Below are 14242 nucleotides of genomic sequence, written 5' to 3'. Positions count from 1 at the left end.
AATCTATTATTGATGGTCGAGCGTTTTGGCCCATTCACTATCCAACTTCTTCAGAAAAGCGTTGGTGTTCTTCTTCTGAAGAAACTCCTGAATTAAGCTAGCTGTTCCCATTCCTTGTGGGTAGTAAGAGTCCATGACCGCAGTAATGCGATCGTCGGCAAAGTAAGGCTTGATACCTGATAAGATCTCATTGTTTTGATCAACACCCTTAATTGTTGAGAAAGCTAATTGATCATCAATGAAGGTTTGCGCATTTTCCTTTCTCATCATAAAATTGATAAATTTTTTGACTTCTTTTTCATGTTTCGTTTTAACACTCATTGTTAAAACAATGTCTACGGCCGAAGCTAGTTTGGTTTTACCAGGCACATTGCTAGTTGGTAATGGGAAGACTCCAATATTCGCCTTCGGAGTTGCTTTTAGAACTTCTGGAATTGCCCAATTACCCTGAAAATAGAATAAACTGTCGCCTTTACCAATCGCAGTATTACCATCCGAGTATCCTTTACCGAAGTTATCTGAATGGCCATAGTTGATTAACGTTAGCATTTTCTTGGCAACTTTTTGATGCGTTTTAACAAATGAAGTTTTACCTTCATTTTCGAGTTTGGCAAAATTTTGACTAACGAGGTTTGCCTCAAGACTATTCCAAGGGCTCTGATCGGTCCAAGGTTCATTTAAAGTCCAATAAATTGGCGTAATTTTTGCGGCTTTAGCTTTTTTTAATAAGGCTACGAATTCATTCCAAGTTTGGGGCACAGTCCCATTTAGTTCCTTTAACCGATCTTTGTTATAGATTACAATATTGGCGTTTGGTGTATATGGAATCCCATAAGTCCCTTTTTTAGTAGGGCCAACAACTTTTTCTAAAGAATCGATGTAGACTGGACGTACTTTTTCCAAATTTTGATTACCACTAAAGTCCGCGAAAACTCCGGCTCGAGCTAATTCGCCAAAGGTCCCATTGCCACTCATGGCAAACATATCGGGGATGTCATTTTTGGTCAAGCGAGTCTTCATCACAGTTTCTGCATCAGGAGGTGTCGTTAATTTAACCTCGATATCTGGGTTCTCTTGTTCAAATTCCTTAATTAGTTTTTGATAAGTGCCAACTGCTTCCGACTTATTTGAAAACAATTCCAAGGTTACTTTTTTATTATTGGCATTTTTACTACAACCGCTTAATAGTAAAGCAGTAAATACGCTCATGACTAAGCCCCAAAATAGCCGTTTCTTCATTTGAATTCCCTCCTACTTTGTTCTTGGTAATTGACTAATCTGATAAAATAAATCTCCAAAAATACCATCACGATCAACATGCGTGATCACCCTGATTAAATGCCGATTACTTGTTAATTGCCATGTATCATCAGCATTGATTATTGGCGCGGAAACTAACTTACTCGTTGTCCAACGAGGATTAATTAAGAAAGCTAGTGGTGCTAGATCCCAAATCACTTTACTACGAGCAATTACCGCAGTAGTTGCGGGAAAGTTTTCAGTGTCGAGATCGGTCATACCACGTAAATAAGGATCAGGTTCGTGGGTTAATTTGCTAAGGCCAGCGTCTCCTTCCCGATCTATTTTGTTTAAGTAATCAGTCGTTTCTTGAGCAAGATAATTCCCACTATCACTAGTATTGGCTAAATAATGATTGATTTCGTATTGTGTCGTACAAAGATTAGATGCAACGCCCATTGCCGGTGTCAGGATAAATGGTACTTTTGAATTAAGAACCGTGTTGGCGGCAAACCGGTCTTCACTTAAATTGAACTCAAAAGCACTAGTCCAATATAAAGCCTGTCCACCGAGCCAAATGACAACAAGTTTATCAATCAGTTGTGGCTCTTTAAGAATAGCCGAGGCAATATTAGTCAGTGCGCCAGTCGCAACAACATAGATTCGCTCGTCTACGGCCAACTTTCCACAACGATGAATTAGGTCGTCAACCGCTTCAGAATCAACATAATGTTCATGTTCAATGAAATTTGTTGAACCATGATAGACGGGATATTTATTGGTCATACCGGCTAAACTTAATAACTTTTTAATTTCATCATAGCTTTTGTTCATGCCATCTTCAGGGCTCTTTGAACGTCCATTTAAAAATGGTGCTGCATAAAAAGCTTGAATTGACAGACGATCTTCGTGACACAGCGCCCAGGTGATTTCAAATTGATCATCTGATTCATTGTAGGCATCGCTGTCCAAGATAACTTTCATTGGTTTGATCGTGGGTTGTAACCATTGATTATTCAACTTCTGTGACATCAGAATTCTCCTTTTCTTGAATAGCATTTAGTGTGGGCATGCCTGTTTGAGCACCCTTTGCTTGAACTGATAAAGCTGCTGCCTGATTACCTCTTTTGATTGCTGTTTCTAAATCAGTTTGAGTGATAATACTGGCTGCAAAAGCACCATTAAAAGTATCACCAGCACCAGTGGTATCCACTGGCTGGACCTGATTAGCTGGAATAAGTTGATTCTTAGAACCGTCATTATAGATAACCCCACGCTCGCCCAGAGTAACAATGAGTTTATTGGGATAATGTGGTAGGATCTGTTCCAGTGTTTGATTGGGGAATAATTGCTTAAATTCATGTTCATTAGGCGTCAGATAAGTGATTTGCTTTAAAACATTAGTAGAGATCTTTTTTGCTGGTGCTGGATTATATAGTACCGAGATTTTTTGTTGCTCACAGAATTTGATAATTGCTAAATTGGTTTCCAATGGGATTTCGTTTTGTAAAATAACCAAGTCGTTGGCGATAGCTATCTTCTTCAAGCTTGGCGCTACTTTTTCCCAAGTTAGTTCGGCATTAGCACCAGGAACGACGATGATTTGATTGTCTTGATTATTTAAAATGACAAAAGCTGTGCCTGCTGTTGATTGTGTAACCCGTTCCATATAGTCAACATTAATCTGATTATTAGCGAGATTACTATTAATAGCATCTGAAAAGTGATCTGTACCAACACAGCCAATCATTGTTACAGAGGCCCCCATTCTGGCTGCGGCAACGGCTTGATTAGCCCCTTTCCCTCCCATCGAGGTATTGAATCGCTTTCCTAACACTGTTTTTCCTCTGGTTGGTAGTTCGTTTGTTTCAATCATAAAATCAATTGCAGCACTACCAATGACAATTATTTTGCCCACGAACAAAACCTCCTATTTTCTTATCGTATCGCCAGCAACTAAACGAACTGGTAACATGATTTTTTTATCAGAAATATTTCGATCCTCGATTAAATCAATCAACAACTTCGCACCTAACCACCCTAAGCGATAAGTCGATTGGTGGATGGTGGACAAGGTAGGACTTGATAGCCTAGTCATTGGAATATCATCATAGCCAATAACTTGTAATTCTTGAGGGATCTTTTTACCTAAAAGCAAGCCTTGTTTCAAAATGGCTAGGGCATGAATATCATTTGGGGCAATAACACTGTCGATTTCTGGATAGTCCTCAAAAATTTTAAAGGCCATCTTTTCTGCATCAGCAATCTGAAAGGAATTAGTGTGGATGATCTTATAAGCAATCGGCTGACGACTAAGAATTGATTCAATTCCAGCGATACGATCCTGCGAGCGCTTAATTGCTTGAGGCCCGGCGACAACTAAAATGTTTTTAGGACGACCTTGTAAAATTGCTTTTGCGGCCAACATGCCACCTTGATAATCGTTTGAGAAAACCGAATATTCAGTTTTATCAGTCACACGATCAACGATAACTAAAGGTTCAGCATAATCACTAATTGCTGGGGTATTGACTGCTGATAAAACGCCGGCAACGTTATTTTTATTGAAGGTTTTCAAATATTCACTAAATATTTCTGGATCTTCCTGAACGTTACCTAGAATTGCTTGATAACCGCGCGAGCGCATATGATCTTCGGCGCCACGTGCCAAGAGTGGGAAAAAGGGATTGGAAATATCAGGAATCAATAAACCAATCAATTTGGATTTACGCTGATATAAAGAGCGGGCGACCTCATTCGGTGAGTAATTCAGTTCCTCAATTGCTTGCTTAACCTTTTTGCGAGTATCCTGCCCCACATAACCACTGTCGTTAATTACCCGTGAAACTGTGGCCACGGAAACGCCAGCTTTTTTCGCTACATCTCTAATTGTTGCTAATGTCATTTTTATCATTCCTTAATGTGTATCCGGTTACATGTTGAATAATAATGTATACCAATTATTAATGCAAGCGTTTTATACTACTCTTTATCTTTGCTAGTTAACGTTATACTAATATTATATAAGGTTTCACATCGAGATTACTCATTGGCAAAATCTGATTGCTCAAAAATAATTGTTCAATAATACGATTAAGTCACTCTTTTGCAGAACATAAATTTATAGTGCACAAAAAAATAGCTATCGTTTTTTAACGATAGCTATTAGAAATAATATTTTATAATTTTTTAGTTATCCACAGTTAAAAATGCATACCAATGTCTAGTTTGCTGCTGAAGGTTTTTCATCTGGTAAGATTAAATTCAAAATAATCGCAATAATAGTTGAAAAAGCCACACTGGTTAATTGGAAAGCGCCGACTTGTAAATATGCGCCGCCAATGCCGATAACCATGACGACTGCCGCAATAATAAGATTCTTTTTATTATCAAGGTCGACGTGTTTTTCGACCATGATGCGCATGCCGTTATTGGCGATGACACCGAACAGCAGGAAGCTAATCCCGCCGATAACTGGGCTGGGAATGCTCATGATCAAGGCGCTTAATTTACCAATAAAACTGAAAACAATTGCTAAAACGCCGGCACCGCCAATGACGTAAACACTATAAACTTTGGTAATGGCCAGCACACCGATGTTTTCACCGTAGCTAGTTACTGGTGGTCCACCAATGAAACCGGCAATAATTGACGCCAGGCCATCACCAGTCATTGTATGATCCAAGCCAGGATCGCGGAGGAAATCATTATCGGTTAACTGATCAAGGACCATAATGTGACCTAAATGTTCCGTCATCGTAACGAAGGCAATTGGCGTCATGCCAATAATGGCACTCCAGTAAACTTTCGGCTGATAACTAGCAAACGGAAATTCGAAGTTGGGCATTTTAAACCATGGTGCCGCAATGACACCACTAAAATCGACCAAACCGAAAATCACAGCAATCAGATAGCCACTGATAATCCCCAATAGAATTGGAATTAAGCTGAGGAATCCTTTGCAATAAGTATTGAAAAAGATGGTGACAGCTAAGGTTAACAAGGCAACTGCGAAAAATTTGAGGTCATAATGGTTATTATTCATCATGGCGTCTTTAGCCGCATTACCGGCAAGTGATAAACCAATCACCATAATCACCGGCCCAACCACAATTGGCGGCAGCAATTTATCGATCCAGCTGGAACCAATTTTGTGAACCAATAATGCCACTAATAAATAAATTAAACCCACTGAGATACTACCTTGAGCAATCGCGGGATAGCCATCAGATTTCATCAAGGCTTGCATGGCAACAATGAAAGCAAAGCTCGACCCCAGATATGCGGGAATTTTGCCTTTAGTGACAAATAAATGAACCAGCGTACCAACACCAGAACTTAAAATTGCGATGCCAGGATCTAACCCGACTAAAATCGGTACTAAAACTGTGGCGCCAAACATGGCGAATAAATGCTGTAATGATAAGCCAAACCACTGAATTGGTTGTGGTTTTTCATGAATATCTAGAACTGGTTTGCTAGCATGATGTTGCGTTGACTCAGACTTCAAATTAATACTCCTCCTCAAAAGAAATGCATTTAATTCGTTAGTACTCTGAACAGTGAACCTCCTGCCCGCACCTCACCTCTCCAACGATTTAATCATGGCATAAAAAAAATCCCCTTGCCCGTCAAGTAACGAGTAAGAGGATAAGTTGAATTTAGGTCCAGTTGTGGTGTATTTAAACTACAGTACGACCTGATTCGCGTGCTCCGTCTCCTTGTTAGCCTCACAGGACTAAAATTAAAGGACTGATTTAATTATTGTTACCAGCATACATAACTTATTGTTCCCTGTCAAGCTTAATTTAAAAAAACGACGGTCGATTCAATTCGCAAACTACCGGCGCACACACATTTAAAGAATGCTTGTCTCCTCAAATAGCCGGTGAATTTTCAGAACAATTCACTCATACACAGCTACGCTACCTGTACACCAAATTATATACATTGAATACCCACAGGCATTGCTTAACTGCGATTACTTGGCCAAATTAGCAATAAACTCAGGCGCGGTTTTTAAATCAGGTAATTGAGGAATCTTACCGAAACTACTTGCTGCTTGCCACTGGTGCCGGTTGATCCACAGATAAGGCCAATTCAACTCCTGACAGGGCAACACGTCCCACCAGAAACCATTAGCCAGATGATAATGTGGCTGATTGGCGAAATCCAAGGTTTCCGCTACGGTTGTGAAGAATTGCCGGTCAGGTTTATAGCAACCAGTTTCTTCTGGAAGAAAAATATGGGTAAATAAATCACCAAATTTCTCCAAATGGGCGCTCATGAGCATTTCTGAGGAATTGGACATTAAATACAATTGATTACCAGCTCGCTTTAATTGACGTAAAGCGGGTAAGACATCTGGATGTGGTTCTAAATCGCGATATGCTTGAATAATTGTGTCCAAATGATCTTGGAAAACCTGGCCGCTGCCTAATTCCAAGTCCATAAAACGAACAATTTGGGCCAATAAATCTTGATAAGGAATTATTTTTTCAACATACATTAACCGATCTTCGTAACTATTAAAACAAGTCTGTGCTTGCTCGGCCGTCGTCGTTAAATGAGCAGCCTGGGAAATCTCCCCCAGTTTATCCTGAATCGGCTGCATATTTAGCAGTGTGCCATAACAATCAAAAGTAATAATCATGTTAGTGAGCCTCTTTTTCTGTAATCATTTTAGTTTGGTGATGAATCGCTGTGAGCAATTGTTGCGCGTAACCTTGGCAAACCGCGGTCGTGACTGGCAATTCCCCCACTGCTGTCGCCTCATATTGTGCTAAACACCAACTAATGAGTTGACGTTGATCATGATTGAGGATATTTTGCTCCAATAACCAGCGCCCACCAGCAGCCTTAGAGAGAACCTGGTCAGTTTGTAAATAAGCTAACACCCGGGCTAAGTTTAAGCAAACATAAACAGGATTAGTTAACACCGCTTGTTCAGCATTACTGATATCGGCGAGAATACTATTGAGGTAAGCGCTCCGAGGTACCGGCGCAAATACTTGCTCAATAGCCGGACCACTAATGACTTGGCCATAATGGGTTAGTATCGTTAAGTGCGCAGCCAAATCGGGATCAGTCCCCTGCATTTCTTGAACATACTGTAGAGGATTTTCTTGATAGTCGGGCCAATGCATCGGTGAGAAATGGAAGTCAAATGGTAACGGCTGAATGAAGTGCTGGGTCCATTTTTCCAACAGGACATGGAATTCAAGCCCTTTTTTTGGTGCAAATTGCCAGCCAGTGGTTACGGTCCAAGTCATTAAAGTAAGTTTTTGTTGATCAGTTAGTGGTTCTTTGACGACGATAATGTAATCTAAATCACTGACGTTTTCATGGTAGGACTTCAAGACATATGAGCCATGAAGATAAACGCCCACTAAGTTATCCCCTAGCAATGCCGGCAAGTCTTGTTGTAAATGGCTGAGTAACTGCGTCGTTTTACTGTTCTGTGACATTGAGCATCACTCCTAAATAATTACTGAATAATTTTTAACTATTCATTATAACACAAGCATTAGACTTGATTTTCAGAAAATAAGGAAAACTTTACAAAAAGTTCCATTCATTTCGACTTTGCTTGCGTTAAAGTTCTAAACGTTAATAAAGATGTTTAGGCAGAATCGGTTCTGACTGCATTCCGGGCTTACTGGGTGTGGAACGCGGCCGGCATCGATTTGAACCAATTAAAGACCAAAATTCAAAACCATTAAAATCTAATACCAGTGTTGAAACAGAGTTGTGTCTGACTGCATTGCGGGCTGCTTAACGTGGAACGCGGCCAACACTGATTGATGCCAATTACAAACCAAATTGTCATCAATACAGGTCTTATTGTAGGTGCTAAAGCACCAACAATAATTTGGCGGCTGACGACAAGATCCCTCCATTCCGTCCAGAGTTGAGTTAGAACATTGCACATTTGTCAGTACTTAAGTAAATGGCCGTGGGATTCATCAACTTAATTCAATCAGTAAAAATAGTTAAATGGTAACAAAAAAGCGGTGTGACAACGCCATTTTCAGTAGAAATTGTCATATCACTTTTGTTTTACCACATTATGGTTCGGCCAAGTAGTGGTGATCAATTTTGTTAGTTTCATCTGGTGGTGGCGGCACAATTGGCGTCAGCCATGAAATTATTCTTAGAGTGTGAGGAGCAGCGGTTTTTCGGCGTAGAGTAACTGCAAATAATTGATTGAGCTGGTGCAACCAGATCGAGCAATTATTTCAGTTAATCATAGCCGTTTGCTGCTTTGAACACGTTTGCCGCTTCAGCGGTTAGAATAAGGCTTGTATCTGAGATTGTTGCGGAGCAATAAGCTTAGATCAATGCCCATGGCGTTCCACGCCCCTCAAATTGCGCCGTCACCACCTCTTCGGATTGGGAAAGACTTAATCAATGTCCAGAAGTTGCCAAATCAGGATAGTTTTAAACAAAAAAAATTCTCACACCTCAGGGAAAAGGTGTGAGAATCTTGCAGGAAGTTGCATCATGATGCTTGTGTGAATTAATAAGTTGAAACCAAGATTAACGGAACATCGTCTTCGTTGCCCGAGCTAAGATACGAGGATCTTTCTCGTAATGATGCATCTTAGTTAAGCGACTTTCAGGAATGCCTAAGAAATGATAAACAGCTGTTTGAGCAGCACGGAATGAATACTGTTCAGTAAAGACCATATCAAATGGCATTTCAACGAATTGGCTAATGAAGGCCAAGTTAGTTGAACCCTTAGGTACAACCGCTGGCCGATCGCCAACTGCTCGTTGGTTAAATAAGGCACTGGCATATGGCATGTAAACAGGAATGACATTGACAATGCTGTCCATGATTTTATCCATATGGTTACGAATGTTATCAGAACTTGGATCAATTGCTGCCAATTGGCCAATAAATTCTTCAAGCATTTCCCGGCCAGTCATTTCGATGAATGGCTTATCAACGTAATCACCGACTTGACGAGGATACAAGCTGTAACCCCAGAAAATTGTCTCGTTTTCCTTTTGGGCATGGAAATGTGGTTGATGATGAACAACGATTGATAATAATTCATTACTATCAACGAAAGTATTCAACGCATTACCTGGTTGTTGTTCAGTGATCCGGGCAATTTCATTCAACAAATAATGGTTTTTAGCAGTGACCGTGAAACTGCACCATTCAGATTGTTCTCGATCGTTAAAGAATTTGTCAGGTTGACCTAATTGGAAGAAATGGTTAGCGGCTTGTTTCCACAATTGAGCAGATGCAGCGTATTCCATATTTTCCTTAATAGGTGTGTCCATGTCACCAATTGAACTGCTGTCAGTGATTGAACCGTTAGTGTCGAAGACAAAGTCATCAGGATCAATCTTGATTTCACCAGTATGATCCTTGTCACCAGGCTTCTTATCAACCCGTTCGTACTTCAAGCCAGTAACGGTAATTTCATCACGTAATGGCGTGTCTTTAAAGACAAAATCAGTAATCTTGCAGTTGTCTACGAAAGTAACGCCTTGCTTCTCCAAGAAATGACGCATTGGTAAAATCATACTTTCGTATTGATTATATGGTGTCCGGGTAACCCCTTCAAGGGTATTGATCCGACTGAATTCGAGAATCATCCGGTTCATATAGCGCCGTAATTCCATGGCAGAACTTTGCCGTTTGAAAGCAAAAGTTGTTTCCCACATGTACCAGAAGTTTGTGGTGAACATATGAGGACTGCTTTGGAACCATTCTTCAATACTAATGTTATTTAATTCTGGTTCCTTAGATTCAGGCATCATCATTAATTTAGTTAATAATTTCCGGTCGCGGTTATTAAATTGCATATGACGATAATCATTCTTACCACCATTGATCCGCAAACCCTCAGTTTTATCCATTAACCGACCCACATCATGAGTTGGGTGATCATGGTCGAAATTCAAGATATCATCAGTGACACTCCAGCCAGGATGATCTTCTGAAGGAACTGAGGCCAAAAGGTCCCACAGGTTCTCATAAGTTTCTTCATTTAACATCCGGCCACCCTTAGCCAAGTAACCTTTGTTATTACCTAAAGGGCTATTGCTATATTCGTGTTCATAGTCGCTAACTGCGGCGCCATCATTAGCACCGTGAGTTTCTAGGCCAAACATGGTAATTTGCTTACCTTGCCAATGACCATCGCGAATTAAATAAAGTCCAGCTGCCAGATTACCAACTCCGGCACCAATCATATATGCTTTACGAGTCATATCCGAATCACTCCTTATCTAATACCTTGTACAACCCTCATTATAAACACCTAGCTAATAATACCAATAGTCAAACACTTTTCATTGTAAAAAAAAAAGACACTTATCATAAAGTGTCAAAAAAATAATAGCGTTTTCTTTACTGCTAATTCAACTTATTTGATAAACATCAGGCAACCAGGCCAAGGCAATTGCTCGCTCACCAAGATGAGTACCAATGACTGGCCCAAAATAAGAAATTTCGGTGGTTAAATCAGGATGTTTAGCTAAAATAGTTTGTTGCCAGGCCAAGGCAGCTGCTTCATCATTGGCATGAATAATAATTAAGCGTAACGGCTGAGTACTTTTATCCAGATCAGCCTCAAAAATTTCTTCGGCGCGATGATAGGCTCGCTTTAGTGAACGAATTTTTTCAAACAGGATAATTTGATTGGTATGTTCATCAAAGGTCAGCAGTGGCTTGACTTTGAGCATGGAGCCAATTACTGCAGAAGTATTAGATAAGCGACCACCGCGGACAAGATTCTTTAAATCATTGACAATAAAAACTTCATTGATTTGTTGTTTTAGTTGATCCAGACGTGACAACACCTCATCAATGTCAACACCGGCGCTGACTAACCTAGCAGCATAAATCGCCAAGTAACCCATTAGTTTAACCGTAATACCAGAGTCATAGGGAATGACTTTGGTATTCTTAATTTGACTGGCAGCCGATTTCAAAGTGCCATAAAGGCCAGATAACGTACTGGCCAAATGAATTGATAAGACAATATCATAACCATCATTGCCTAAATTCTCATATAAACGTAACAGTTCACCGATTGGTGGCTGCGAAGTGCTCGGCAAGCTAGGTTCAGTGCGTAGACGTTGATAGAATTCCGTGGTGCTTAGGTTGACGCCCTCTTGATAAACTTGGTCGGCCATAATCACTGGCATGGGAACGATTGTGATCTGATTTTGCTTAGCTTCTGCTGGCGTTAAATAAGCTGTACTGTCGGTAACAATGGCAATTTTCAAGATGAATCCCTCCCCGTAGTTATTCCGGAACTAACTTATTGTTAGTAGTCGAATCAAGGCTGTATTTATGTTAAAATAAACACGCTAGACTATTGTATTGCTTCGGTTTAAAGCGGATTTTCTGCGCTTAAATCTAAACGATGAGTACTCTTGGTTAATCGATTTAACAGGGTGGTCAGTAACTGCACCTCTTCAGGCGCCCAGTTAGCCACTAGTTCTTGCTCCAATTTAGCTAATTGCTGGATCAGCTCCTGATGTTTGGCCCAACCCGCTGCAGTCAAAGCATAATCACGTTGGCGCTTATCAGCTTTGGTGGCAGTTTGGGTGTACCCTTTTTTCGTTAAACCTGCCAATTGTCGACTTAACGTTGAAGGATCTAAAGCTAATTCTTGATTGAGAAAACGTAAATTTACAAATTCTTGATCCATTTTTAGAAGCAAACGCATTTGCGAAATTGGCAGTTGGTTCTGTAAACTTAGTTGCTGTTCAATTAAGCGTAACTGTTTAATAAATTCTAAGGTGACTTCGGTAAAATTTAGCATAAACGACCTCACTTTTCTAAAGCCTTGTTTAATCAGCGTTTATCGCATTACATGTATTATACAATAGTTTTGATGTAACTTACAATGATAGCCAATAACTTAGTTTTTACTTATTTTAAGAAAATAAATATCAGCCTAGTTATTTAAGAAAGGATGATTTCGATGTCATTTGATGGTGTATTCCTTCACGCAATGACTGCCGAATTAAAGAATCAATTAGAAGGCGGCAAGATTGTCAAAGTGCAACAACCTTATCCCCATGAAGTGGTTCTAGTTATTCGCAGCCATCGCCATAACTACCCCCTGCTACTTTCGGCCAACCCGCAATTAGCCCGCGCCCAAATTACGACAATTCCCTATGCCAATCCAAAAACCGCACCAACGTTTGTCATGACCCTGCGGAAATATTTAGAAAATGCCAGTTTAGTCAGCTTAGAACAAGTTGCCAACGATCGAATCCTGACGCTGCAAATTCGTTCTCGGGATGAATTAGGTGACCAAGAAAATCTGCAATTAATTGTTGAAATTATGGGTCGCCACAGTAATGTCATTTTAGTTGATACGGCGACAAATAAGATTCTTGATTTGATCAAACACGTCTCCCCTGACCAAAACCGTTATCGATTATTGATGCCCGGGGCCCAGTATGTTCAGCCTGAACGCCAAACTGGTTGGGAACCTTTCAGTAGTCAATTGACTGAAACTGACTGGGATCAGCTACTATTAAAGTTACGTGATTTAAAGAATCGGCCCGTATCAGTTTTACAACAGTCATTCCAAGGTTTGGGCAAAGATACTGCTCAGGAATTAGCAACTCGTTTGCAACGGGTCACAAGTGTAGCTGAATTGCAGCAAATTGTGACGACTTTTTGGGCCGACTTTGAGCACTTACAACCAACTATTGGTAAAAATGAAAAAGGTCAGCTCCAATTTAGCGCAATTCCGTATCAAAGTTTGACTGACCAGCGTTCTGATTTTGCCAGTCTCAGTGCGATGTTGGACGCCTTCTACGGAACTAAAGCGGAGTCCGATCGGAAGCATCAACTGGCTAGTGCCATGTTGCAGCGTTTGAATAATGTGATCAAGCGGAATGAAAACAAACTGAAGAAATTAGCTAAGACGATTGATCGCGCCCATAATGCTGATGAAGATCGGGTTAAAGGTGAAATTTTAACAACTTATTTACATCAAGTGCCAGAACATGGCACTCAAGTTACCTTACCCAACTTCTATGATGATGAAAAACCAATAAGCATTCAGTTGGCCCCTGATTTAACACCTGCGAAAAACGCTCAAAAGTATTTCACTCGTTATAATAAAGCTAAAACTGCTTTGACGGTGGTGCAAGAACAAATCGAAGAAACTCAAGCCGAGTTGGATTACCTACTTGGTGTGCAAGCGCAAGTTGAAGTCGGTGAGCCCAAAGATATTGAGGATATTCGCGTTGAGCTAGAACAACAAGGCGTTTTGCGGCGGACTCAGAAGCGGAAGAAATTACGAGTTAAAATCAATCCGGCGGAACAATTCTATGCCAGCGACGGCACTTCAATTCTAGTTGGGAAGAATAATTTGCAGAACGATCAGTTAACCTTGAAAAAAGCGCGGAAAACCGATACGTGGTTGCATACCAAAAATATGCCTGGCTCCCACGTGATTATTCAAAGTGATCAACCAACTGACGAAACAATTAAAGAAGCAGCGATGTTAGCAGCTTATTTCTCCAAAGCACGACAATCCAGCCAAGTGCCAGTTGATTACGTTCAAGTTAAAGCCATTCATAAACCTAACGGTGCTAAACCTGGTTTCGTGATTTATACTGGCCAACAAACAATTTATGTCACGCCAACTCAAGAATTAGTCACGCAATTACGCCACAAAAAGTAGCGTTATTGCAATCATGATTAAAATGACGATAAAATCAGTCCCTTGCGAGATTGAATCAACAGATTATCGTCAACTAAAAGTCTGATTGACAAGTTTTCTGGATAAAACCAGCGACTGTCATTCAGACTTTTTTGGTGCCATTCAAAAAATGATTGCTGCCGCTACTTTTATTTTACCTTTTAACAACTGTGAACTTCGGAGACTGTCCATCAGTGCATTCAAATGATGGGACAGATTCATTTTTAAATCGGCCTATCTAATTAATTTTGCTTATGGCATAATAAGCTTGTTGCCTTGTCACCCTGTTGGCAAATTCGCTTTAACGG

At 40.3% G+C, this 14242-nt stretch carries 12 protein-coding genes; 1 reads left to right on the top strand and 11 read right to left on the bottom strand.

The features are described from left to right. Positions 1-6: 6 nt before the first annotated feature. The 11 genes from EKM82_RS00920 to EKM82_RS00875 all read right to left on the bottom strand — a co-directional run bounded on the left by EKM82_RS00920 (position 7) and on the right by EKM82_RS00875 (position 12032). Positions 7-1239 (bottom strand): ABC transporter substrate-binding protein, encoded by a 1233-nt coding sequence (locus EKM82_RS00920; RefSeq protein ID WP_125766455.1) that lies wholly within the window; start codon positions 1237-1239, stop codon positions 7-9. A 12-nt stretch (positions 1240-1251) separates the two neighbouring features. Further along, positions 1252-2271 carry a nucleoside hydrolase gene (locus EKM82_RS00915; RefSeq protein WP_164508031.1) on the bottom strand — a complete coding sequence of 340 codons (1020 nt, stop codon included), beginning with the start codon at positions 2269-2271 and terminating at the stop codon, positions 1252-1254. Beyond that, positions 2252-3157: a ribokinase gene (rbsK, locus tag EKM82_RS00910; RefSeq protein WP_125766453.1), complete on the bottom strand. Its 906-nt coding sequence runs from the start codon at positions 3155-3157 to the stop codon at positions 2252-2254. The genes EKM82_RS00915 and rbsK overlap by 20 nt, the downstream gene beginning before the upstream one ends. A gap of 12 nt (positions 3158-3169) precedes the next feature. Next, complete coding sequence (locus EKM82_RS00905; protein ID WP_125766452.1) at positions 3170-4144, bottom strand: LacI family DNA-binding transcriptional regulator; 975 nt, start codon at positions 4142-4144, stop codon at positions 3170-3172. A 318-nt stretch (positions 4145-4462) separates the two neighbouring features. Continuing rightward, positions 4463-5749 (bottom strand): solute carrier family 23 protein, encoded by a 1287-nt coding sequence (locus EKM82_RS00900; protein ID WP_125766451.1) that lies wholly within the window; start codon positions 5747-5749, stop codon positions 4463-4465. Positions 5750-6220: 471 nt separating this feature from the next. Beyond that, positions 6221-6892 (bottom strand): HAD family hydrolase, encoded by a 672-nt coding sequence (locus tag EKM82_RS00895; protein WP_125766450.1) that lies wholly within the window; start codon positions 6890-6892, stop codon positions 6221-6223. Position 6893: 1 nt separating this feature from the next. Further along, entirely contained in the window at positions 6894-7706 is an 813-nt protein-coding gene (locus EKM82_RS00890) for an aminoglycoside adenylyltransferase domain-containing protein (RefSeq protein WP_125766449.1), read from the bottom strand. Positions 7707-7964: 258 nt separating this feature from the next. Further along, on the bottom strand, positions 7965-8138 hold the full coding sequence (locus tag EKM82_RS11180) for a hypothetical protein (RefSeq protein WP_164508030.1): 174 nt from the start codon (positions 8136-8138) through the stop codon (positions 7965-7967). 640 nt (positions 8139-8778) lie between these two features. Then, positions 8779-10470: an oleate hydratase gene (locus EKM82_RS00885; RefSeq protein WP_125766448.1), complete on the bottom strand. Its 1692-nt coding sequence runs from the start codon at positions 10468-10470 to the stop codon at positions 8779-8781. 150 nt (positions 10471-10620) lie between these two features. After that, positions 10621-11490: a DegV family protein gene (locus tag EKM82_RS00880; protein ID WP_125766447.1), complete on the bottom strand. Its 870-nt coding sequence runs from the start codon at positions 11488-11490 to the stop codon at positions 10621-10623. A 107-nt stretch (positions 11491-11597) separates the two neighbouring features. Continuing rightward, the gene (locus tag EKM82_RS00875) at positions 11598-12032 is read right to left on the bottom strand and encodes a MarR family winged helix-turn-helix transcriptional regulator (protein ID WP_125766446.1); all 435 of its coding nucleotides are present in this window, start codon (positions 12030-12032) and stop codon (positions 11598-11600) included. Positions 12033-12194: 162 nt separating this feature from the next. On the opposite strand from EKM82_RS00875, the gene EKM82_RS00870 reads away from it, so the two are divergent. Continuing rightward, a complete protein-coding gene (locus EKM82_RS00870) occupies positions 12195-13916 on the top strand; it encodes an Rqc2 family fibronectin-binding protein (RefSeq protein WP_125766445.1) in 1722 nt (573 codons plus the stop codon). Positions 13917-14242 lie beyond the last annotated feature (326 nt).

The sequence above is a fragment of the Lapidilactobacillus wuchangensis genome, from assembly GCF_003946645.1.
GTDB classification, from domain to species: domain Bacteria; phylum Bacillota; class Bacilli; order Lactobacillales; family Lactobacillaceae; genus Lapidilactobacillus; species Lapidilactobacillus wuchangensis.
Note: the sequence above shows the minus strand (reverse complement) of the source record. Positions and strands in the feature narration are given on the sequence as shown.

What these genes read in the sequence shown, in the direction of transcription:
- EKM82_RS00920 (WP_125766455.1), bottom strand. Translation starts at nt 1,239, where the DNA reads ATGAAGAAACGGCTATTTTGGGGCTTAGTCATGAGCGTATTTACTGCT.
- EKM82_RS00915 (WP_164508031.1), bottom strand. Translation starts at nt 2,271, where the DNA reads ATGTCACAGAAGTTGAATAATCAATGGTTACAACCCACGATCAAACCA.
- EKM82_RS00905 (WP_125766452.1), bottom strand. Translation starts at nt 4,144, where the DNA reads ATGACATTAGCAACAATTAGAGATGTAGCGAAAAAAGCTGGCGTTTCC.
- EKM82_RS00895 (WP_125766450.1), bottom strand. Translation starts at nt 6,892, where the DNA reads ATGATTATTACTTTTGATTGTTATGGCACACTGCTAAATATGCAGCCG.
- EKM82_RS00890 (WP_125766449.1), bottom strand. Translation starts at nt 7,706, where the DNA reads ATGTCACAGAACAGTAAAACGACGCAGTTACTCAGCCATTTACAACAA.
- EKM82_RS11180 (WP_164508030.1), bottom strand. Translation starts at nt 8,138, where the DNA reads ATGGAGGGATCTTGTCGTCAGCCGCCAAATTATTGTTGGTGCTTTAGC.
- EKM82_RS00885 (WP_125766448.1), bottom strand. Translation starts at nt 10,470, where the DNA reads ATGACTCGTAAAGCATATATGATTGGTGCCGGAGTTGGTAATCTGGCA.
- EKM82_RS00875 (WP_125766446.1), bottom strand. Translation starts at nt 12,032, where the DNA reads ATGCTAAATTTTACCGAAGTCACCTTAGAATTTATTAAACAGTTACGC.
- EKM82_RS00870 (WP_125766445.1), top strand. Translation starts at nt 12,195, where the DNA reads ATGTCATTTGATGGTGTATTCCTTCACGCAATGACTGCCGAATTAAAG.